Source organism: Halomonas litopenaei, assembly GCF_003045775.1.
Taxonomy (GTDB): Bacteria; Pseudomonadota; Gammaproteobacteria; order Pseudomonadales; family Halomonadaceae; genus Halomonas; species Halomonas litopenaei.
This window is the reverse complement of the sequence record NZ_PXNS01000004.1, coordinates 1-19,426: the sequence shown is the minus strand read 5'-3', so window position 1 is coordinate 19,426 and position 19,426 is coordinate 1. Positions and strand designations below refer to the sequence as shown.

At 59.9% G+C, this 19,426-nt stretch carries 18 protein-coding genes; 9 read left to right on the top strand and 9 right to left on the bottom strand.

What is annotated here, in order from left to right:
* Window positions 1–59 precede the first annotated feature (59 nt).
* Window positions 60–1,211, bottom strand: a complete 1,152-nt coding sequence (locus C6W88_RS06580) for a murein hydrolase activator EnvC family protein (RefSeq protein WP_231498556.1) — start codon at window positions 1,209–1,211, stop codon at window positions 60–62.
* Between the two features lie 122 nt (window positions 1,212–1,333).
* Window positions 1,334–2,905: a 2,3-bisphosphoglycerate-independent phosphoglycerate mutase gene (gene gpmI / locus C6W88_RS06575; protein WP_108131928.1), complete on the bottom strand. Its 1,572-nt coding sequence runs from the start codon at window positions 2,903–2,905 to the stop codon at window positions 1,334–1,336.
* A 494-nt stretch (window positions 2,906–3,399) separates the two neighbouring features.
* Between gpmI and C6W88_RS06570 the strand changes: the two genes are divergently transcribed.
* The 3 genes from C6W88_RS06570 to C6W88_RS06560 are packed head-to-tail and all read left to right on the top strand — an operon-like array spanning window position 3,400 to window position 5,148.
* A complete protein-coding gene (locus C6W88_RS06570) occupies window positions 3,400–3,822 on the top strand; it encodes a rhodanese-like domain-containing protein (RefSeq protein ID WP_045990988.1) in 423 nt (140 codons plus the stop codon).
* Window positions 3,823–3,865: 43 nt separating this feature from the next.
* Window positions 3,866–4,408 (top strand): protein-export chaperone SecB, encoded by a 543-nt coding sequence (gene secB / locus C6W88_RS06565; protein ID WP_108131927.1) that lies wholly within the window; start codon window positions 3,866–3,868, stop codon window positions 4,406–4,408.
* Window positions 4,408–5,148 (top strand): 16S rRNA (uracil(1498)-N(3))-methyltransferase, encoded by a 741-nt coding sequence (locus C6W88_RS06560; protein WP_108131926.1) that lies wholly within the window; start codon window positions 4,408–4,410, stop codon window positions 5,146–5,148. Before secB ends, C6W88_RS06560 begins: the two co-directional genes overlap by 1 nt.
* Before the next feature lie 127 nt (window positions 5,149–5,275).
* On the opposite strand, the gene C6W88_RS06555 is transcribed toward C6W88_RS06560, so the two are convergent.
* Window positions 5,276–5,779, bottom strand: a complete 504-nt coding sequence (locus C6W88_RS06555) for a helix-turn-helix domain-containing protein (protein WP_108131925.1) — start codon at window positions 5,777–5,779, stop codon at window positions 5,276–5,278.
* 154 nt (window positions 5,780–5,933) lie between these two features.
* On the opposite strand from C6W88_RS06555, the gene C6W88_RS06550 reads away from it, so the two are divergent.
* Window positions 5,934–6,422, top strand: a complete 489-nt coding sequence (locus C6W88_RS06550; RefSeq protein ID WP_231498555.1) for a DUF2938 domain-containing protein — start codon at window positions 5,934–5,936, stop codon at window positions 6,420–6,422.
* Window positions 6,423–6,808: 386 nt separating this feature from the next.
* Here the strand turns inward: C6W88_RS06550 and C6W88_RS06545 are convergent, their stop codons facing one another.
* From C6W88_RS06545 to C6W88_RS06520, 6 genes are all read right to left on the bottom strand, one after another.
* Window positions 6,809–7,861 (bottom strand): Ldh family oxidoreductase, encoded by a 1,053-nt coding sequence (locus C6W88_RS06545; protein WP_108131924.1) that lies wholly within the window; start codon window positions 7,859–7,861, stop codon window positions 6,809–6,811.
* Window positions 7,858–9,372 (bottom strand): tripartite tricarboxylate transporter permease, encoded by a 1,515-nt coding sequence (locus tag C6W88_RS06540; protein WP_045995208.1) that lies wholly within the window; start codon window positions 9,370–9,372, stop codon window positions 7,858–7,860. Before C6W88_RS06540 ends, C6W88_RS06545 begins: the two co-directional genes overlap by 4 nt.
* Before the next feature lie 3 nt (window positions 9,373–9,375).
* Window positions 9,376–9,846: a tripartite tricarboxylate transporter TctB family protein gene (locus C6W88_RS06535; protein ID WP_045995209.1), complete on the bottom strand. Its 471-nt coding sequence runs from the start codon at window positions 9,844–9,846 to the stop codon at window positions 9,376–9,378.
* A gap of 10 nt (window positions 9,847–9,856) precedes the next feature.
* The gene (locus tag C6W88_RS06530; protein WP_045995210.1) at window positions 9,857–10,837 is read right to left on the bottom strand and encodes a tripartite tricarboxylate transporter substrate binding protein; all 981 of its coding nucleotides are present in this window, start codon (window positions 10,835–10,837) and stop codon (window positions 9,857–9,859) included.
* A gap of 601 nt (window positions 10,838–11,438) precedes the next feature.
* Window positions 11,439–12,497 carry a GntR family transcriptional regulator gene (locus C6W88_RS06525; RefSeq protein WP_231498553.1) on the bottom strand — a complete coding sequence of 353 codons (1,059 nt, stop codon included), beginning with the start codon at window positions 12,495–12,497 and terminating at the stop codon, window positions 11,439–11,441.
* Between the two features lie 372 nt (window positions 12,498–12,869).
* Window positions 12,870–14,399, bottom strand: coding sequence for a D-arabinonate dehydratase (locus tag C6W88_RS06520; protein WP_108131922.1), 1,530 nt, complete (start codon window positions 14,397–14,399; stop codon window positions 12,870–12,872).
* 187 nt (window positions 14,400–14,586) lie between these two features.
* Between C6W88_RS06520 and C6W88_RS06515 the strand changes: the two genes are divergently transcribed.
* The 5 genes from C6W88_RS06515 to C6W88_RS06495 form a co-directional block, all read left to right on the top strand.
* A complete protein-coding gene (locus C6W88_RS06515; protein WP_197037081.1) occupies window positions 14,587–15,603 on the top strand; it encodes a TRAP transporter substrate-binding protein in 1,017 nt (338 codons plus the stop codon).
* A 72-nt stretch (window positions 15,604–15,675) separates the two neighbouring features.
* A complete protein-coding gene (locus C6W88_RS06510; protein ID WP_108131920.1) occupies window positions 15,676–16,179 on the top strand; it encodes a TRAP transporter small permease in 504 nt (167 codons plus the stop codon).
* Between the two features lie 7 nt (window positions 16,180–16,186).
* A complete protein-coding gene (locus C6W88_RS06505; protein WP_181248618.1) occupies window positions 16,187–17,449 on the top strand; it encodes a TRAP transporter large permease in 1,263 nt (420 codons plus the stop codon).
* Window positions 17,450–17,463: 14 nt separating this feature from the next.
* The gene (gene araD1, locus C6W88_RS06500) at window positions 17,464–18,453 is read left to right on the top strand and encodes an AraD1 family protein (protein ID WP_108131919.1); all 990 of its coding nucleotides are present in this window, start codon (window positions 17,464–17,466) and stop codon (window positions 18,451–18,453) included.
* Between the two features lie 22 nt (window positions 18,454–18,475).
* Window positions 18,476–19,426: aldehyde dehydrogenase family protein (locus C6W88_RS06495; protein WP_146164638.1), on the top strand; the 951-nt coding region annotated here is incomplete at its 3' end.

The following is a 19,426-nucleotide window of genomic DNA, read 5'->3' as shown; positions in this document are numbered from 1 at the left end:
CGACGTAGGGGCAAGGTTCAAGCATAGCCTTAGGCCGGATGGTTGAAAATGGCGTGTGCTCAGCGCCGCGCGATCCAGCCACCAGGATCGATGGGGTCACCGCCACGGCGTACCTCGAAATACAGCCCCGGAGCGTCGCGGCCTCCGCTGACGCCGACGCGGCCCAGTGTCTGGCCACGCTCCACACGGCTGCCGACCTCCGTCTCGAAGCGTTGCAGGTGGGCGTAGAGGGTCATCACCTGGTCGCCGTGGTCGACGATCAGCAGATTGCCGAAGCCGCGCATCCAGTCGGCGAACACTACCCGGCCGGGGTGAACCGCTTCGACCGAAGTCCCGGATGGCGCCTGAATCAGGATGCCGTTGCGGTGGACGCCGCGGGATTCGCGAAAGCGCGACAGCATCATGCCCTGCACCGGCCACGGCAGGTCGCCTCGGGTGCGCTCGATGGCGGTGGACGGCGGCGGGCGCTCGAGCCGTGCCATGGTTTCCTGCACCTCGCGCAGGACCCGCTCGGCGTGGGCCCGGTCCTGGTCCAGCGAGGCCAGCTTCGAGGCCTCGGTGTCGTAGCGTTGGTCGAGCTGTGCCACCAGCGCCTGACGCTCGCGGCTCTGCCTGGCCAGGGCCTGGCTACGGGCCGCCACATCGGCCTCCAGGGAAGCCAGCTCCTCGCTGCGGTGTTCGAGCTCGCGGCGGTTGTCCTCCAGACGCTTGTCCAGTTCAGCGAGCAGATCGAGGCGCTCGTTGCGGGCGTCGGCAAGATGGTTGAGATAGGCCTGCAGGCGGTCCAGTCGTGCAGGGTCGTCCTGATTCAGCAGCAGCTTCAACTGTGGTGTCAGGCCCATGCGATAGAGCGCATCGAGTTGACGACCCAGGGCTGCCCGCTGCTCCCGGCGTTCGGCTTCCATCAGTTCTCGGCGATGCGCAAGCTCGGCCATCTCCTGATCGAGCCGGCGGCGTTCGGCCTGCATTGTATCCAGGCGCTGGTGGGTCTCGGCCAGTGCCGTTTCCACCTCGCGCAGGGCCTCGCTGGCCTGGTCGCGGGCGCTATCGGTGCTGGCCAGGCGCTGACTGGCCTCTTGAATACGCTCGCCGATGGCGTCGAGTCTTTGCCTGGCCTGCTGCTCGCTGGGACTGGCCTGAGCGAGCGGCAGGCCGGCCTGTGTCACAGGAGTGAGCGGCAGGCCACCCAGCCACAGGACCGCTGCCCCCACGGCGACAGCCGCGCGGACAAACCCACAACGCCGCCCCGGGCGGGGCGGCGTCGTACGTGGGGGTGGGCAGCTGCCGGGCTGGCGCCTCGATGGCGCGACTGGGGCTGCGGTGCGCAGAGGTCTCACGACAGCTCGATCAGTACCTCGCCGGTCATCTCCTCCGGCACCGACTCGCCCATCATGGTCAGCAGGGTCGGCGCCAGGTCGCACAGGCGACCGCCGTCCTTTAGCCGGGCCTCGCGGCTGCCCACGTACACCAGCGGCACCGGGAAGGTGGTATGCGCAGTCTGGGAGTTGCCGGTCTCGGGGTGCACCATCTGCTCGGCGTTGCCATGATCTGCGGTGATCAGGCAGGCACCACCGGCGCGCTCGATCGCTTCAACCACCCGGCCCACGCACTTGTCTACCGCCTCGATGGCGGCCTTGGCGGCGTTGAAGTCACCGGTATGGCCGACCATGTCGCCGTTGGCGTAGTTGCAGATGATCAGGTCAAAGCTGCCGCCGTCGATGGCGTCGACCAGGGTGTCGGTGAGCTCGAAGGCGCTCATCTCGGGCTTCTCGTCGTAGGTCTTGACGTCCTGGGGTGAAGGAATCAGCTCGCGCTTCTCGCCCTCGAATTCCTTCTCGCGGCCGCCGGAGAAGAAGAAGGTGACGTGGGCGTACTTCTCGGTCTCGGCGATGCGCAGCTGGGTCTTGCCGCGCTTCTCCATGACCTCGCCCAGGGTGTTGTTCAGGTCCGCTGGCGGGAAGGCCGAGGGCGCGGGAATATCCGCGGCGTACTGGGTCAGCATGACCAGGCCGTCGGCGGCCAGCGTCGGCTGTACTTGACGGTTGAAGCCGTCGAAGTCCTCGAGCACGAAGGCACGGGTCAGCTCGCGGGCGCGGTCGGCGCGGAAATTCAGGAACAGCACGGCATCGCCGTCTTCGGCAGCGACCGGCTTGCCGTTCGGGCGCACGCTGGTGGCGGCGACGAATTCGTCGGTCTCGCCACGCTCATAAGCGGCGTCGAGGCCGGCTTCGGCGCTTTCGGCCTGGTGCTCGCCATGGCCCTCGGTGATCAGGCGATAGGCCTTCTCGACGCGGTCCCAGCGGTTGTCGCGGTCCATGGCGAAGTAGCGGCCGATGATCGAGGCGACGAAGCCATTGTCCTGACCCACCAGCTCGGCAAGCTTGGCGTTGGCGCGCTCGATGGAGGCTCTGGCGCTCTTGGGCGCGGTGTCGCGGCCGTCGAGGAAACCGTGCAGGTAGATGCGCTTGGCGCCACGCCGTGCGGCCATCTCGGCCACCGCCAGCAGGTGATCCTCGTGGCTGTGAACGCCACCGGGGGACAGCAGGCCGAGCAGGTGGACCGCTTTGTCCGCCTTCACCGCCGCGTCGATGGGCGCGGTCAGCACGGCATTGTCGTCGATCTCGCCGTCTTCGATGGCCTTGGTGATGCGGGTGAAGTCCTGGTAGACGATGCGCCCGGCGCCGAGGTTCATGTGACCGACCTCGGAGTTGCCCATCTGACCGTCCGGCAGGCCCACGTGGCGGCCATCGGTGTGGATCAGGGTGTGCGGGCGTTGCTGCCACAGGCGGTCCATGTTGGGGGTGTCGGCGGCGGCGACGGCGTTGGACGCGGCGTCTTCATTGTGTCCATAGCCGTCGAGGATGATCAGCGCCACCGGGCGCGGTGCGGTCGCAGTATCCGTCATGAGGAATTGCCTCTAGCTCAAGATGACCTCGCCCGGCATCCTTTTGTTGGCGCTCGACGCCTGGCGTCGTCGCCGGATGTCCTGGGGTGTCGTGGGTAAACGCTGGTGCCTGGCGATTCGGGAAGCGCGCCCGACAATAGAATCGGCGCGTCTTCGTGAGTCTCGTGGCTTGCGGTTTCAGGCTCGCGACACGATCCTCCTTGCGGCATCATATCGCACGCTGGCAGCGGTCGTCATTGACCCGACGAGGCAGTGTCCGGAGGCAGGCGGCATCGCCCCCGAGTCGTGTATACTGGCCGCCCTGCGGCGGGTAGCGGTGATCGAGCGCGGGCAACGTACCTGCGTCTCGCGTCGTCCGGTCTGTAGACTGGACTCGCAACACCGGCCTTGAGACACAGGTCTTGTGACATAGATCTTGTAACAAAGGCTCTGGACGCCGATTTCGCCACCCAGGCCACCACCATTTTTGCATCCGACGAGAGTTAGCCGACCCCATGATCGATCAGCTGTTCGAATTTGTGCAGAATCACCCGTTGCTGGTGGCTGCCTTCCTGGCCGTGCTGACGGCCTGGCTGCTGTATGAGCTGCGCAACGCCAACGCCGGTGGCGTTACCACCAGCGAAGCGACCCAGATGGTCAACCGCGAAGACGCGGTAATTCTGGACGTTCGCGACAAGAACGACTTCAAGGCGGGACACATCGCTGGCGCTCGCAACATTCCCCAGAGCAGCCTCGATTCCCGTATCAACGAGCTCGACAAGGTCAAGGCCTCGCCCATCGTGGTGGTGTGCAAGCACGGCCAGAGCTCAGGTGCCGTGGCGGCCAAGCTCAAGAAGGCTGGCTTCGAGCGCGTGTTCAAGCTCAAGGGTGGCATGACCCAGTGGCAGACCGATAACCTGCCCATCGTCAAGAAGTGACCGTCCGCACGATTTCTGATTACCCGATTCAAGGATCTTTCTCATGGCAGACGAAAACAACCAGAACGCTGGCGCCCAGGCCGCCGGTCAGCAGGATCAGGAAAAGCCGCAGGTGCAGTTCTCGCTGCAGCGCATCTACGTCAAGGACATCTCCTTCGAGGCGCCGAACTCACCTGGCGTCTTCGGTCAGCCGTTCAAGCCCAAGGTCGGCCTCGACCTGGACACCCGCAGCACCAAGGTCGCCGACGGCCTTTTCGAGGTGGTGATCAAGGTCACCGCCCAGGTCACCCACAGCGAGAGCGGCACCACCTGCTTCCTGGCCGAGATCGAACAGGCCGGCCTGTTCCGCATCACCGGTATCGAAGGTGACCAGCTCGACCACACCCTGGGTGCCTTCTGCCCCAACGTCCTGTTCCCGTACGCCCGCGAGTGTGTCGACAGCCTGGTCAATCGTGGTGGCTTCCCGCCGCTGATGCTGGCACCGGTCAACTTCGAGGCGCTCTACGCCCAGAAGAAGCGCCGCGAGGCCGAGCAGGGCGATGCTCAGGGCACTGCCCAGGGCGAGCAGGCGCCGACCGCCCACTGATGAGCGACGCCGCCTTCCAGGGCCCCCGCATCCACGTCGCCGCCGCGCTTGTCGCCGGCGGCGACGTCGTTCTGCCTGAAGGAGCCGCGCGACATGTGGGGCGCGTGCTGCGGCTCAAGCCCGGTGATCCCCTGGTGCTGTTCGACGGTCAGGGTCGCGAAGCCCGTGCCGACATCGCCGAGTCCGATCGCAAGAAAGTAAGCGTTCACATACTCGAAGTGCGCGATGGCAAGGGCGAATCGCCCTTGTCTGTGCACCTCGGCCAGGCGATCTCCAAGGGCGATCGCATGGACTACGCCATCCAGAAGGCGGTGGAGCTCGGCGTCGCCGCGATCACTCCGCTGTACACCGAGCACGGCGATGTGCGCCTCAAGGGCGAGCGTGAGGCAAAGAAGCTGGCCCACTGGCAGGCGGTGGCGGTGAGCGCCTGCGAGCAGTGCGGCCGCGCCACGGTGCCCGAGGTCAAGGCCCCGCAGTCGCTGAGCGAGTGGCTGGGCCAGCGTGACGAGGCGCTCAGGCTGGTGCTCCACCCGGGTACGCCAGGCGTGCTCGAGCGCGCCGAGCATGTCGCCAGCGCCTGCGTGCTGATCGGCCCCGAGGGTGGCCTGTCCCCCCGCGAGGTCGAGGCGGCGACGGCACAAGGATTTGCGGCGCTGACCCTGGGACCACGGGTCCTGCGTACCGAAACCGCCCCGGTGGTGGCGCTTACGCTTCTGCAATCACGCTTCGGGGATATGTAAGTGCTTACTTTAGGCGGCCAGCGTTGTCCCGGCTGACCCGATCCGGCGTCCTGATCCGCGTGTCGAAAAAGGCCCGACTCCTGTTTCGAGGAGCCGGGCCTTTTTTGCGCTAGTGGCAGAGATCCGTTCAGCCATCTCGCCTCAGTCTTGTTCGTCCATGCTGGGTTCTCGCCTCTTTCGCTCCATTCGCCCCTCTCGCTGCTTTTGCCCCTTTCGCCCCTTGTCGCCCAGGCCCCCGCGCTGACTGCTTGGCAAGCGCGATGTGCATCAGGCGCTGAAAGGTGGGGCAATCCAGGTGGCGAGGTGCGGTGCAGGTCATGGCATGGCGCAGGCCATCGCGGATCGCGCTCAATTGCTTGATGCGCCGGTCCAGGGCGTCCGCCTTGGCACCCAGTCTTTCGCGGTCGATGTCGGGTTTGCCTTCCTGGCCAAGCATGTCGCCTATCTCGGCCAGCGAGAACCCGGCTGCCTGTCCCAGGGCGATCAGCGACAGGCGTGACAGCACGTCCGGCGCAAAGACCCGCCGCAGCCCACTACGTCCGATCGAGCGGATCAGCCCGATCTCTTCGTAATAGCGCAGTTTCGACGCGGCGACGCCGCTTTGCCGGGAGACCTCGGAGATGTCGAGCATGGCGCTTGACCTCAAGTTTACTTGAGGTCGTAAGCTACTTCGGCTTTGCCTGAATCTGCAAGAGAGCGCGCGACCTTGCCGTCTCTTGATCCTCAGGATGCGTTTCTCTTCGATCGGCTCGACAGCGGGCTCTCTTTGCTGAAGGAGTAGTGCAGTGGCAGAACTTCTGGTTGATGCCCTTTGGCTTGGCGTGGGGGCGACCGCCTTCATGGATGTCGTCGCGCTGGTGCAGCGCCGGGTACTCGGCATTCCCTCCCTGGACTACGCCCTGGTGGGGCGCTGGCTGGGTCACCTGGCGGGAGGCACTATCGTTCATCGCCCCATCTCGGGAAGCGCGCCGATACGCGCAGAGGCGGCGCTGGGGTGGACGTTTCACTATCTCACGGGAGTGGTGTTCGCCCTGGTGTTTCTGGTACTTGTCGGATCGGATTGGCAGCAACGACCGGCGTTCGTGTCCGCGCTGGTGTTCGGTGTGGTGACGGTGCTCGCCCCGTTTCTGGTGCTGCAACCGGGGTTGGGCGCAGGCATCGCCGCGCGCAGGACGCCTCGGCCTAACATCGCCAGGCTTCGCAGCCTGACGGCGCACGCAAGCTTCGGTATCGGCCTTTGGGTAGCCGGGCTTGGGGGCATGCTCGCCTTCTAGGGCTTGTCTGAAAAGTGCCTGCGCTCGGTAATACGGCGTTAAAAATCGGCTGGTGCGCCAGCCCGGTCAAAATGCTCATTTACACCCCGTAAACTGCGCTTTCTCACCGATTTTTGCCTTGTCTAACCTTCGCTCGTCGACTTTTCGGACAGTGCCTAGGGCGCGTACGACGAGCGCCTGAGCTCTGCAATACCGGCGTGTAAATTCGTGCTAGTGAGCGCTTACATGCTGGCTGGGCGTGGTTGTCCAGCCTTCCCCCGCAGGACGCCAATAGCCTCTCGTGCATAGCCCGGCTCATGTGAGCCGGGCTATTTGCGATACCGGGGCGAGGGACAACGCCATGATCCATTCGCACCTGGCGCAGCCTGGTAGCGAGCCTTGATGGCTCAAACGTCCAGGGTTCCTTTCAATGACGAATCCTCGATGGCGCTGCGAAGCTCTGCGACCACTTCGCCGGGAAGCGGGATGCCCTGATCGAGAAACTCGGTGCGACGCCTGAGCCCCGATTGGCCTGGCAGTCGCACAGGACGTTCGGGGTCAACGGGCTTGGCTTGCAGACAGGCTTCGACCAGGTGGTCGGTTTCGTCGAGGAAGTCGCTGCTCCCTGCAAATAGTGCTGGATCGATCACCATGACGGTCACCGAGGCCCCCCACCCACTTGGATCGTCCTTGCGTCCGAAGCCACCAAGGGCCGAGGTCAGTGCCTCGACCATCAATCCCATGGCAAAGCCCTTGTGGCCAAACTCGCGCCCACCAAGCGGGAGAATGCTGCCCTGAGGGTCCGTAAAGTAGTCAGCGGGGTTGTCGCTGACGACCCCCTGGTTGCTGAGGATGACCGGATGATCGAGCCTTGAGCCCTCGGCCTTGGCCTTGGCCACGCTGCCGTTGGTGACGGTGGACATGCTGACGTCCAGCATGATCGGCTGGATTCGGCTCGGGATTCCCATGGCGATCGGGTTGGGTGTGTAGACTGGCTCGAGCCCCCCGTATGGCGCCACCGACTTTACCGCCGGGTCAGACGTCATGATGATCGGCATCAGACCCTGGTCGACGAAGGGCTTCAGATAGGAGGCCAGGCAGGCAATGTGGTGGGATCGCTTGATGCTGACGATACCGATCCCCGACGTCCTGGCCGCATCAGCACTTTGCTCAAGCGCCTTCTGGACCAGGTAAGGGCCGAGGATATAGTGTCCGTCGTAGGCCGCCGCCACAGGGCTGATCTGGCGGGATTCGAGCAGCGACGCATCACCACGTGCATGGCCGGACTTCAAGTCCTTGAGGTAGCCGTTGGCCAGTTTTACCCCATGGGTATGGTGTCCCAGCAGGTCCCCCTCGATGAGGATGCTGCTGGTCGTCCGACTGACTTCTTCGGATGCGCCGGCCTCTCTGAAAAGTGTCACCAGGACATCTTCCAACCACGGTGTCGTATAGCGTCTCATGATAATTCCTGTGCCTTGTTGGAGTTGGCGTGCTTGAACTTCTTGTAGGCCATGGTCAGCAACGGCGAGAGCCACAGCAGAATGACGAGGGCGCCTAGCCCTGCGCTGATCGGGCGTGAAAAGAAGGCCAGCAGGTCGCCATTGCTCTTGAGCATGGAGCTCATGAAGTTATTTTCCAGGGTAGTGCCCAACACCAGCCCCAGGATGGCAGGCGCCATCGGGAAATCGCACCTCGCCAGGATCGATGCCACCGCGCCGATAATAAGCATGATCCAGACATCGGTAATCGAATTGTTGATCGAAAATGCGCCAACGATGCAGAAGCATAGGATAATCGGCATAAGTACCTTCCTTGGCGTCAGGATAAATACTTTTGCCGACCGTATTGCGGCATATCCAATGGGCAGCATCACCAGGTTAGCCAGGAAAAAGACGACAAAAAGCGCATAGATCAACCCACTGCCATCCATGAAGATGGTGGGGCCGGGGTTCATGCCCTTCATGTACAGCACCCCGATGACGATGGCCGTGATGGAGTCTCCCGGGATGCCGAACACCAAAGCCGGCACCCAGGCGCCGCTGATGCCAGAGTTGTTGGCGGAGCTGGCATCGACAATGCCTTCAATATGGCCCGTCCCGTATGCCTCCTTTTGCTTTGAGCGACCTTTGCCCACGGCGTAGGAAATCCAGGCGGCTATGTCGGCACCGGCGCCAGGGAGCGCCCCGATCAGGGTACCGATCGATCCTCCGCGAAACATGTTGGGCCAGTAGGCCTTCAGGTGTCCTGGAACTTGGCTGAAGACGCTATCCTTGGAGAGCGACGGCATTGCTCTACCATCGCCACGTGAACCATAGAAGAGCATCAACTCGTTGAGCGCGAACATGCCGATCATGACCGGTATGAAGTTGATCCCGGCCATGAGGTCCGGGATGCCGAAGGTAAAACGAGGAGCACCACTCATCATGTCCAGCCCGACAGTGGACAAGAGAAGGCCGATCATCAATGACAGGAAGGCCTTTACCCTGGAGCCGATAGCGATAAAGATCGAGCAGCTCAAACCCAGCAAGGCCAGCCAGAAATACTCAAATGAACTGAACTGAAGAGCGACCTCCGCCAGTGACGGAGAAACGAAGACAAGAATAATGGTGCCGAAGATTCCACCAAATACCGAGCAAACCAGGTTGACGCCAAGGGTTTCCCGGGCCCGTCCGGACCGCGCCAGAAGGTGGGAGTCACCTACATAGGCAGCGGAGGATGGTGTTCCAGGAATATTCAGATAGGTCGCAGGAATGTCGCCGGAGAATATCGCCATGGCAGATGTGGTCACGATCGCCGCGATAGCCGGAACCGGATCCATGTAAAAGGTGATCGGTACCAGCAAGGCAACCGCCATGGTAGCCGTAAGACCTGGTACCGCACCGACGAAAACACCAAAGACGGAGGCGGCTAGAATGACGAGCAAGGTCTCGACATTGAAGACTAGCTGTAACCCTAGAAGAATGGTATCCATGACTTATCCCCAGAATCTCATCAACCCTTCGGGAAGGGGAATCATTAGGTAGGTGGAGAAAATAAAATATATGGTTAGTGATGCGAGTATGGATACGGCCAGGGATAGAAGAAGCGAAGCCTTCCTGGAAAGCATAAGAACGAAAATACCAATGGCGAGGCTAACCGCTGCGCCCAGGAATTCACTGGTGAGGATATAGAAAATAATCATCACGCAGGGAAGAAGTGACGCCAGGAGCGACCGGATAGGAAGCGGCCGGTTATTGCCCGGAGTGTTGCTGGCATACTGCGTCTTTAAAATGGGGACCTGCTTTACCGAAAGGAACAAACCACCTATAAGAAACCCTCCCCCAATGAGGGAGGGAAACAGAGATGGCCCAAATTGCAGGCTAGCCATCGTCGGGTACTGTTGGGCTACATAGATGACGATGCAGCCCGACAGCATGAAGGCTAGCCCCAAGATGAAATCTCTCATCTAGCAATCCTTACTTGCCCAGACCGACGTTCTCGATGATCTCACCGTAGACCGCGTCCATCTCGACCATCAGCTGGCCGAACTCTTCCGCGTTACGCCACTCGGTGCCGAACCCCTGCTGGGACATGAAGTCCTGATAGGTATCGCTGTTGTAAGCTGCTTCCAGTGCGGTCTCCAGCGTAGCGACGACCTCGGGATCCATTCCCTTTGGCCCAGCAATGCCGCGCCATTCGCCGACAAGATAGTCGCTGCCGATCGCCTCCTGGATAGTCGGAACGTCAGGGAAGCTCTCGATGCGCTCCGGTCCCATCACACCCAGGCTCTTGGCACGTCCCGCTTCGATCATCGAACGTGCTTCAGGAACAGAGCTCGGAACGATCTCCAGGCCGCCAGCGGCAAGTTCGGTCATGGCCGGTGCGGCGCCCTGACTGGGAATCCAGGTGACGCGGTCAGCTTCCATACCCTGATCCATCAGGAAACCGGCGAAGGCCAGGTGCCAGACTCCCCCCAGACCGGTACCGGATGCCTGGAAGGTTCCCTTGGGTTCTTCCCGGATGGCTGCTACCAGGTCTTCCAGAGACTCATAGGGAGCATCTGCGCGGACCTGAATCCCCGGGTAGTCGAAGTTGATCTGCCCGATCGGGGTGTAGTCTTCGTAGGTCAGGTTGGTCAGCCCCTGCCAGTGCATCATGTTGAGCTCGCCAGTCACCAGGCCCAGCGTGTAGCCATCGGGGCGAGCCGTGGCCATGGCGCTATGACCGACGACGCCGCTGCCGCCTGTGCGGTTGACGACGTTGACCGTCTGGCCAAGCTCTTCTTCGAGTGCGGTGGCAATGGTCCGCGCGGTGGCGTCTGTGCCTCCACCGGCCGCCCAGGGGACGATGATGGTGATGGGCTTTTCCGGATAGGCAGCAAAGGCAGAACTGGAGGCTGCGAGCAACAGCGTTGCGGTGACGGTCTTGACGGTTTTTGTGTTGATTATGGCTTTCATTGGCATGCCTGGATCGTCTAATTATGGATTGTAGGGAGTAACGAATCTAGCACGCTGTGTTCATTGCGTACAATGAACGTTTTTTAGACTTTAGTTTAGTTCCCGGCCGAAAAAGGGCTCTTTTGTGAGCCACGGATTCACGCGGAAGAAAAGGCGATAAGTGCTCGGGTCGGCCAAGAAAAAGATACCCGTGGCGAGGCCGTAGAGAGGCAGAAAAGACTATAAAATCATTCAATAACAGATGGTTGCTAGCCGTCTCAATTGGCGGTGGACCATTGCTCTACCCTGGCCGACAGACACAATGGTGGACTCTTGTTGGCCACCAGCGGCTCAGATCGCCAGAAAGATGACGGCGATAAGGGAGGGTAGGCAAGAGTCATCGCCGTCTAGAAATTGGCTTTGTTAATGCAAATCCGGAATAGAAAGACGACCCGATGCATGGCGAACCTGGTTGGAGGAGCATGGCGGTAGCAAGCCTACAAGGAGGTCCCCCAGGTGCGCGAGAGCCAGGTGCCGAGTGGGGGCAGGGCACCTGGCATTGGTAAACCCTGTTTGTCAAAGATAATTCGTCGTCGGCCAAGCCCCGACAGCAATGACTTCTCTATCCGCCGGGGCTGCGAAGATATTCCGGGATATCGACTTCCGGGTTATCGCGAAACTGCTCCAAACGATGCTGTACCTTGGACTCTGACGCCGTGAGATGCTTGAACAGGGAATGGCGAGCCTGAGTCGGCTTCCGCGAAAGCATCAAACTGAAAACTTCGCGATGCTCGTCAAAGAAGGGATCGCTCTGAGGAAAGTCGATCTTGCTCCCGAGAAGGTGCTTGCTGATCAAGAGGATGGGGCGGGTACGTTGAAGCATGGTAACGATTTCATCGTTACCCCCCGCTATCATGGCATGTTGATGCAGGTCGTTTTCCAGCTCGTCGAGAAGCTCTCCCCGGATGTTCGGGTATTGGTTTTCTGCGCTATCGAGCCGGTCAATGTAGCGTTTGATATCGGCACTGGGCAGTTTTTCGGTGGCTTGGGCGATCATGAAGGGCTCAAGCTGTTGTCGAGCCTCGTATAGCTGATGCAGTCTGTCATCATCCAGTGGTACCACTGTCCAGCTACTGTACTTGTTGTTTTCAACAACACCCAGGGACTGAAGGTGAAGTAGAATCTTTTGAGTCGTGGTTCGGCTAACATCGAGAAACTTTGCCAGTTTTAGTTCGTTTAGCTCCATACGACCTAGCATGGAGCAGAGAACGATATCGCGTTCGATTTCTTCGGCAAACTTTCGCCAGGAGTCGGTCCGGCGGACCGCCATCTTTCCGCTGGATTGTGCGAAGTCCTTCTCGGTGAGTTGGCGTCTGATAACGTCCGAAGGCTGACTCCCCACCAGGTAGCCTCTGCCATCAAAGCGGCTGATCTTTCCTTCGTTGTGAAGCCGTTCCAGCGTCTGACGCACAGGGGACCGACTAATCTTGAAAAGCTCGGAAATATTGCTTTCCAGCAGAACAAGCCCCGTTTCGAGGCTACCGCTTTCCATGCTCTCGGTTAATATGTGGTAGAGCTGATCCTTTAGCGTACCCATCTCGACTCTCCAATACCGTGTCGCAACAATTCTTTTTAGCTTTTGTTGTGGTGGTTTTCCGGCCTTGCGCTTGAAGCTTGCCATGATGAGATGGCGATAGTGTCAATGGAGGGGTCTACCCTTCAAGAAACCGTATTCGCTTGGCTCAGATCATTGTTCGTCGGCTTGCCTACCGCTAGCGCCAAAGGGCCTGAAGCCGAGCGCTGTAAGACTGATGGCCTGGCATCGGGCCTCGCAGGGGCGGTCTTTTCGTCGTCGGACAGACTGTCCTCGACCCATTTGGCCTTGGCCCCCCCGGGGCCCGCAATACCCTGGCCGGCTAGCGTTAAGGACTGCATCGGCTGGACGTGCATCCCCTGCCTGCTGCGTACCGCCGTCACGCGCAGGGGGCACTCGCGGCAAGCTTTCGTTGCGCTGGTGTCCGTGACCCATGGCCGCTGCAGTCAAGGCGGCGGCCTAGGTCACGGCGCCGACCATCCACGGGACGAACTCATTGTTGCCATACCCCAGGGTTTCGCTAGCGCTGGATTCGCCCGATGCGACCGCGATGATCCGCTCGAAGATCATCTCGCCGACCTCTTCGACACTCGCCATGCCGTCAGCGATAACGCCACAGTTGATATCCATGTCTTCGGACATGCGTTCATACATGGCGGTATTTGTCGCGAGTTTGATGGACGGTGCCGGCTTGTAGCCTGATACCGAACCCCGCCCCGTCGTGAAGCACACCATATTGGAACCGGATGCGATCTGCCCTGTCACCGATACCGGGTCGTAGCCCGGGCTGTCCATGAAATTGAACCCCGGCTGCGTGCGTGGCTGGGCATACTCAAGTACGTCGTTGAGACTAGTCGATCCGCCCTTGGCGACGGCACCCAGCGATTTTTCCAGGATCGTCGACAGACCTCCGGCCTTGTTTCCCGGAGACGGGTTGTTATTCAGCTCGGCGCCATTGATCTCTGTGTAGTGCTTCCACCAGGCGATGCGATCCAGGAGCTTGCTTGCCACGTCCTTGCTGATGGCTCGATCCAGGAGAAGATGCTCGGCGCCATAGATTTCGGGAGTTTCGCTGAGGATCACGCTCCCACCATGCTTGACGATGAGGTCCGCAGCGTGCCCGAGGGCCGGGTTCGCGGTGATGCCCGAGTAGCCGTCTGAACCGCCGCACTGAAGCGCTACGGTAAGGTTGCTGAGAGGGCTGGGTTGGCGCTCGGCTCTTGGATGGCTACGGGCCATATCGAGGATCTTGTCGCGCGCCAGTTCGATACTTGCCCTGGTGCCACCAACATCCTGGATGTTGAAGTAGTAGAGACGAGATGTATCGGTCAATCCCGATTTTTCCACCAATTGCTTGACCTGATTGGTCTCGCAGCCGAGTCCAATGATCAACACGAAGGCGAAGTTCGGGTGTCTTGCATAGCCTGCGATGACGCGCTCCAGAAAGGCGAAGCCTTCTGTTTCGGTATTCATGGCACAGCCGGAGCCATGGGTTACCGGAACGACTCCGTCATAGCCCAGGGCTTCGACCTCTCCGGATGCATTGAGCTGTTCTGCGGCCATCTTTGCGACCGTTGCCGAGCAGTTCACCGTGGAGAGGATGCCAATATAGTTTCTTGTTCCCGTCTGGCCGTCCGAGCGTAGATAACCATTGAAATTCCGCTCGCTCTCGTCGGCGTTGGTCATCGCTGCCGGCGAAAATCCTTCCAGAGAAGTGGTCCGCTCGAGCATCGAAACGTTGTGCGTATGCACATGCTCGCCCTGAGCGATATCACTGCTGGCGTTGCCGATGACCTGGCCATATTTGGTGATGCTGTCGCCAGCAGCGATTGCCTTCAAGGCAACCTTGTGGCCCGCGTCAATATTCTGCAAGGACAGGTTCGAATCGTCGTCAATCGGCATACCTTTCGGCAGGGAACGAGTGGCGACCCCGACATTGTCCTGGGGATGCAAACGAATGACAGCAGGCGTGTTGTTAATTAGCTGCATGGACGGCCTCTGGAAGAGAAATCACAAACTGGCGGAAAGCCTATCAGCTTTGGCAATCGTGGCGATTAGACTATAGTCTCACAAAATGATCATTGCGCGCAATGATCATTTGCTTTAGCTTTGGCCCCGCATGCTGCCCGGTCGCCCTCACCAGGGCCGATAAAAAACAGCGACAACAGGTGACTCGATGAAACAAGCAAAAGCATTATTGACCGCTGCAACCTTTACGCTTTCAACAGGCGCCATGGTGTTTGCCGCTGGTACCGCTCACGCAGCGACCACGCTGCGACTTGGCCACACTTTCAATCCTGGTGAAGCTAGCTATGAACTGCTGGGTGAGCTGGGCGAACGGGTAGAAGAAAGGACCGATGGCGAGCTCAAGGTTCAGGTCTTCCCGAGTGAGCAGCTAGGTTCCGAGGTACAGCTGCTCCAGCAGTCCAAGAACGGCTCCATCGACATTGTCGTGCCGGGGTACTCCGGTGCCAGTACGCTTCTCCCCGCGATGGAGATTTCAAACGCGCCTTTCATCTTCCAGAGCTGGGATGAAGCAAGGCATATCCTCGAGGGGGAGGCCTATCAGCCGATCTTTGACGAGCTGAAGGAGCAGCATACCCTGGTACCTCTGGCAAAGACCTGGTACTGGGGCTGGCGCAACCTCACCTTCAACGGTGATGAGGTGCATAGCGTCGAAGATATGAAGGGCCTCAAGGTGCGCGTGCCCGAGTCGCCGGCGTGGGTAGAAATGGTAAAAGCCTTCGACGCCTCACCCACCCCGATTCCGTTCAGCGAGGTCTACCTGGCGCTCCAGCAGGGGACTGTCGATGGACAGGAGAATCCGATTCCCACCATCTATTCCCGCAAGTTCTATGAAGTTCAGGATCAACTGGTCATGAGCAGGCACATGCTGCAGAGCCAGGTTGTCCTGATGAACTCGCAGAAGTTCGAGTCACTGTCGGAAAGCCATCAGGAAATTCTCCGAGAGGTCGTTCAAGAGCTTGCCCAGGAGAACTACGAGCTGCAGACCGAGCGTGAAGGTTCCATGCTCGAAGAGCTTCGTGCGGGTGGCAACATCAACGTCATCGAAGATATCGACCGTGCCTCCTTCGAGGAAGCCGCAGTGCAAGCCAGGGAAAACCTGGTCGATCGCTGGGGTGAAGAAGACTATCGTCGCGTCATGACCGCGATTGAAAACTATCGCAACTAACTACTGCTACCTCCCGCCTTGCCTCGCCGAGTTGACGCGCAGGGCAAGGCGGCGATTGGTCAATGGTGATACATGACTAGTTTTCTCGTAAAAGTGAACAGCGGTCTGCTTGCGACCGAGAAGGTGTCCATCGGCGTGATCCTCGGTGTGATGGCACTGCTTCTCACACTGGGGGTGGCATTTCGATACATTCTTGGTGCTCCCTTTGTATGGAGCGAAAGTGTGTCGAAACTATTGATTGTCTGGCTGACATTTGTCGGAACCAGTGTGGCTTTTGCTGAAAAGCAGCATATCACCGTAGATTCGGTGGTAGCTGCGATGCCGAGAAGCATAAGAAGTGTGGTACATACCCTGGTGCTCGTCCTTTCTATCGTGATTCTTGGCGCCATGGCGTTCCTCGGATACGAGTACTGTCAGACGGTTGCCAGCAGTACCTCTCCTATTCTGGGGATCTCGCTTGCCTGGTTCGCCTATGCGATGCCGATATTCTTTGTGTTCAGTGTTTTTCATTTAATGGTGAACGCTTTGGTCGAATGCTCTTTCAATGCATTCGAAACCGACATGGAAAATGTATAGGTGTGAAATGCTGATTATTATACTCGCTATACTTTTTTCCCTGATCCTCCTTGGTATGCCGATCGCCCTGGCGATGCTCGGCGCCTCTGTCGTATCCATTATTTCTCTGGATATTCCGCTGAATGTTCTGGCTCAGCGGGTTTCTTCCGGGGTCGAATCCTTTCCACTGTTGGCAATACCGCTGTTCATGCTCGCCGGCGGCATCATGAACAAGAGTGGCATCAGCGAACGGCTTTTTGACTTTACACGGTCGCTGGTAGGCCACTTGAGAGGCGGGCTCGCCCACGTCAACGTTCTCTCCAGCGTCTTGATGGCGGGCATTTCCGGGTCTTCTCTTGCCGACTGTGCAGCCACCACGCGGGTCATGGTCCCGCAGATGGAGCGAAACGGCTACGATCGGGGGTTCTCGGTTGCGCTGACCGCCTCTTCTGCCACGCTGTCGCCGATCATTCCGCCTTCGATCCTGATGGTGGTGTACGGCTGGCAGGCCAATATCTCCATCGGCGATCTTTTCATTGCGGGCATCTTGCCAGGCCTTCTGATCGCCCTGCTGCTGACCCTTCTTATCACCGGTATCAGCGTCGTCAAGCAATACCCGAAGGATGAAGGCTTCCAACGTTCTCGCGTGGCCAGCTACTTTAAGAAGTCGGTATGGGCGCTACTGATGCCCGTGCTGATCATCGTCGGCTTTCGGATGGGGATCTTTACGGTTACCGAAGTTGCCGCTGTCGCTGTCGCGTATTCCTTCTTCGTCGGAAAGTTTGTCTACAAGACATTAAGCTGGAAGGATATGGGCGGGCTGCTTGTCTCAACATCTCGTGAAGCTGCTTCCATCCTGATTATTATCGCTGCCTCGGCCCCCTTGGCCTGGTCGCTGAGCATTCTGCAAGCGCCGCAGGAGGTGGTTACATGGATTACAGGGCTGACGGACGATCCGTTGATGGTGCTGTTGCTGCTTAACCTTGCGTTGCTGGTTATCGGCATGTTCATGGAAACCATCGCCGTGATCATCGTCCTCGTTCCGATCTTGATTCCGCTGCTGAACGCTCTGGATATCAGTCTCGTCCATTTCGGCGTCATCATGATCTTCAATCTCTTGATCGGGCAGATCACTCCGCCTCTCGGGGTGCTGATGTTCGTGAGCTGTAATATCGCCAGGCTGAATACCTTGCAATTCCTGAGGTCCTCGCTTCCCTTCTTCCTGGTGCTGCTGCTTGCGCTGCTGGTTATTACTTATATTCCTGGCTTGTCCCTTGCGTTTATTAATTAACAAGGTAGATATTCATGCATATTGTACAAGTGGTAAACGATAGTAACGAGGTCGTTGCGGCTATCGTCAACGGCGATGAGCTTGAACTGCTGGCACAGCCTCTCTACACCATTGCGCTTCATGCGGCGAACCAGGAGCGTAAGCTGGACGCTGTGCTGTCCGAATTTCGCACGGATGCCACCCTGTCCTACGACAAGGCCATCAGCGAGGGCCGTCTTCGCGCACCGATCACCCACCCCGAGCCTGCCAACCTGCTGTTGACCGGGACCGGTCTGACCCATCTTGGCAGCGCGGCTCCGCGTAGCCAGATGCATGAAGGCGAGAACGTCGAGGCGAAGACGGCACAGCCCACCGATACTCAGCGCATGTTTGACCTGGGTGTCGCCGGAGGGAAGCCCGCAGCAGGCGAGGTCGGTGCGCAGCCTGAATGGTTCTACAAGGGCACGGGTCATACGCTACGCGCCCCTTTTGCCGAGATCACGATGCCGGACTTCGCCCTGGATGGTGGGGAGGAAGCCGAGCTTGCCGGGATTTACATCGTCAATGACCAAGGCCGCATCTTCAGAGTCGGCTTCTCCCTGGCAAACGAGTTTTCCGATCATGTGACGGAAAAACAGAACTACCTGTATCTGGCGCATTCAAAACTGCGCGATTGCAGCATCGGTCCCGAGATCTTCGTTGGCGAACTCCCCGAGGAGATCAAGGGAAATGTGTCATTGCATCGGGGTGGCGAACAGCTTTGGCATCGCCCCTTCATGAGCGGTGAAAAGCACATGTGTCATTCGGTGAGTAACCTTGAATACCACCACTTCAAGTATGCAACCTTTTGTCAGCCGAACCAGTTGCATGTTCACTTTTTTGGCGCCGCGGTACTGAGCTTCGGTGATGATATTGCCCTTGAAGATGGTGATGAAATGCGTATCGAGTGTGATATCACCACGCGCCCGTTGAGCAATGTGCTGAAGCGCGTGTCAGCTTCAAAGCCGGTAATCGAGTCGCTTTAAGGCAAATTTTCAAGGAGTTTTTATGTATTCATTGGAAGGAAAGCAGCTGATCGGCAGCCAGGCCATCGAGGCCAAGGGCGAGCCCATCCACGCCGTCAACCCGGCCACCGGCGAGACCCTCGAGCCTGGCTACAAAGCAGGTTCCAAGGCCGAGGTCGAGCGTGCCTGCGAACTGGCCTGGGCGGCCTTCGATAGCTACCGCGAGACCGACCTCGAGGCCCGTGCGACCTTTCTCGAGACCATCGCCGACGAGATCGAGGCGCTCGGTGACGCCCTGATCGAGCGGGCCATGCAGGAGTCCGGCCTGCCCCAGGCACGTCTTGAGGGCGAGCGTGGCCGTACCTGCGGCCAGCTGCGCCTGTTCGCCTCGGTGGTGCGCGCCGGCGAATGGCTCGACGTGCGGCACGATCCGGCCCTGCCGAACCGTGAACCGATGCCGCGGGTCGACCTGCGCCAGCGCCACATCGCCCTGGGTCCGGTGGCGGTGTTCGGCGCTTCCAACTTCCCACTGGCGTTCTCGGTGGCCGGCGGCGACACCGCATCCGCCCTGGCTGCCGGCTGCCCGGTGGTGGTCAAGGCCCACTCGGCCCACCCCGGCACCTCCGAGCTGGTCGGCCGCGCGCTGCAGAAGGCGGTGGCTCGCTGTGAACTGCCGGAAGGCGTGTTCTCGCTGCTGTTCGGCTCCGGTCGCGAGGTCGGCCAGGGCCTGGTCAGCGACGCGCGGATCAAGGCGGTGGGCTTCACCGGCTCGCGCAGCGGTGGTACCGCCCTGATGAAGACCGCCCAGGCGCGTCCCGAGCCGATCCCGGTGTACGCCGAGATGAGCTCGATCAATCCGGTGTTCCTGCTGCCCGAGGCGCTCAAGGCCCGTGGCAAGGCGCTGGGCGAGGCCTTCGTCGGCTCGCTGACCATGGGGGCCGGTCAGTTCTGCACCAACCCGGGGCTGGTGATCGCGGTCAAGGGCGAGGCGCTC

Excerpts from the sequence above, each read along its gene's own strand:
- gpmI (WP_108131928.1), bottom strand. The coding sequence starts at position 2,905 with ATGACGGATACTGCGACCGCACCGCGCCCGGTGGCGCTGATCATCCTC.
- C6W88_RS06570 (WP_045990988.1), top strand. The coding sequence starts at position 3,400 with ATGATCGATCAGCTGTTCGAATTTGTGCAGAATCACCCGTTGCTGGTG.
- secB (WP_108131927.1), top strand. The coding sequence starts at position 3,866 with ATGGCAGACGAAAACAACCAGAACGCTGGCGCCCAGGCCGCCGGTCAG.
- C6W88_RS06560 (WP_108131926.1), top strand. The coding sequence starts at position 4,408 with ATGAGCGACGCCGCCTTCCAGGGCCCCCGCATCCACGTCGCCGCCGCG.
- C6W88_RS06555 (WP_108131925.1), bottom strand. The coding sequence starts at position 5,779 with ATGCTCGACATCTCCGAGGTCTCCCGGCAAAGCGGCGTCGCCGCGTCG.
- C6W88_RS06545 (WP_108131924.1), bottom strand. The coding sequence starts at position 7,861 with ATGAGACGCTATACGACACCGTGGTTGGAAGATGTCCTGGTGACACTT.
- C6W88_RS06540 (WP_045995208.1), bottom strand. The coding sequence starts at position 9,372 with ATGGATACCATTCTTCTAGGGTTACAGCTAGTCTTCAATGTCGAGACC.
- C6W88_RS06535 (WP_045995209.1), bottom strand. The coding sequence starts at position 9,846 with ATGAGAGATTTCATCTTGGGGCTAGCCTTCATGCTGTCGGGCTGCATC.
- C6W88_RS06530 (WP_045995210.1), bottom strand. The coding sequence starts at position 10,837 with ATGAAAGCCATAATCAACACAAAAACCGTCAAGACCGTCACCGCAACG.
- C6W88_RS06525 (WP_231498553.1), bottom strand. The coding sequence starts at position 12,497 with ATGGCAAGCTTCAAGCGCAAGGCCGGAAAACCACCACAACAAAAGCTA.
- C6W88_RS06520 (WP_108131922.1), bottom strand. The coding sequence starts at position 14,399 with ATGCAGCTAATTAACAACACGCCTGCTGTCATTCGTTTGCATCCCCAG.
- C6W88_RS06515 (WP_197037081.1), top strand. The coding sequence starts at position 14,587 with ATGAAACAAGCAAAAGCATTATTGACCGCTGCAACCTTTACGCTTTCA.
- C6W88_RS06510 (WP_108131920.1), top strand. The coding sequence starts at position 15,676 with ATGACTAGTTTTCTCGTAAAAGTGAACAGCGGTCTGCTTGCGACCGAG.
- C6W88_RS06505 (WP_181248618.1), top strand. The coding sequence starts at position 16,187 with ATGCTGATTATTATACTCGCTATACTTTTTTCCCTGATCCTCCTTGGT.
- araD1 (WP_108131919.1), top strand. The coding sequence starts at position 17,464 with ATGCATATTGTACAAGTGGTAAACGATAGTAACGAGGTCGTTGCGGCT.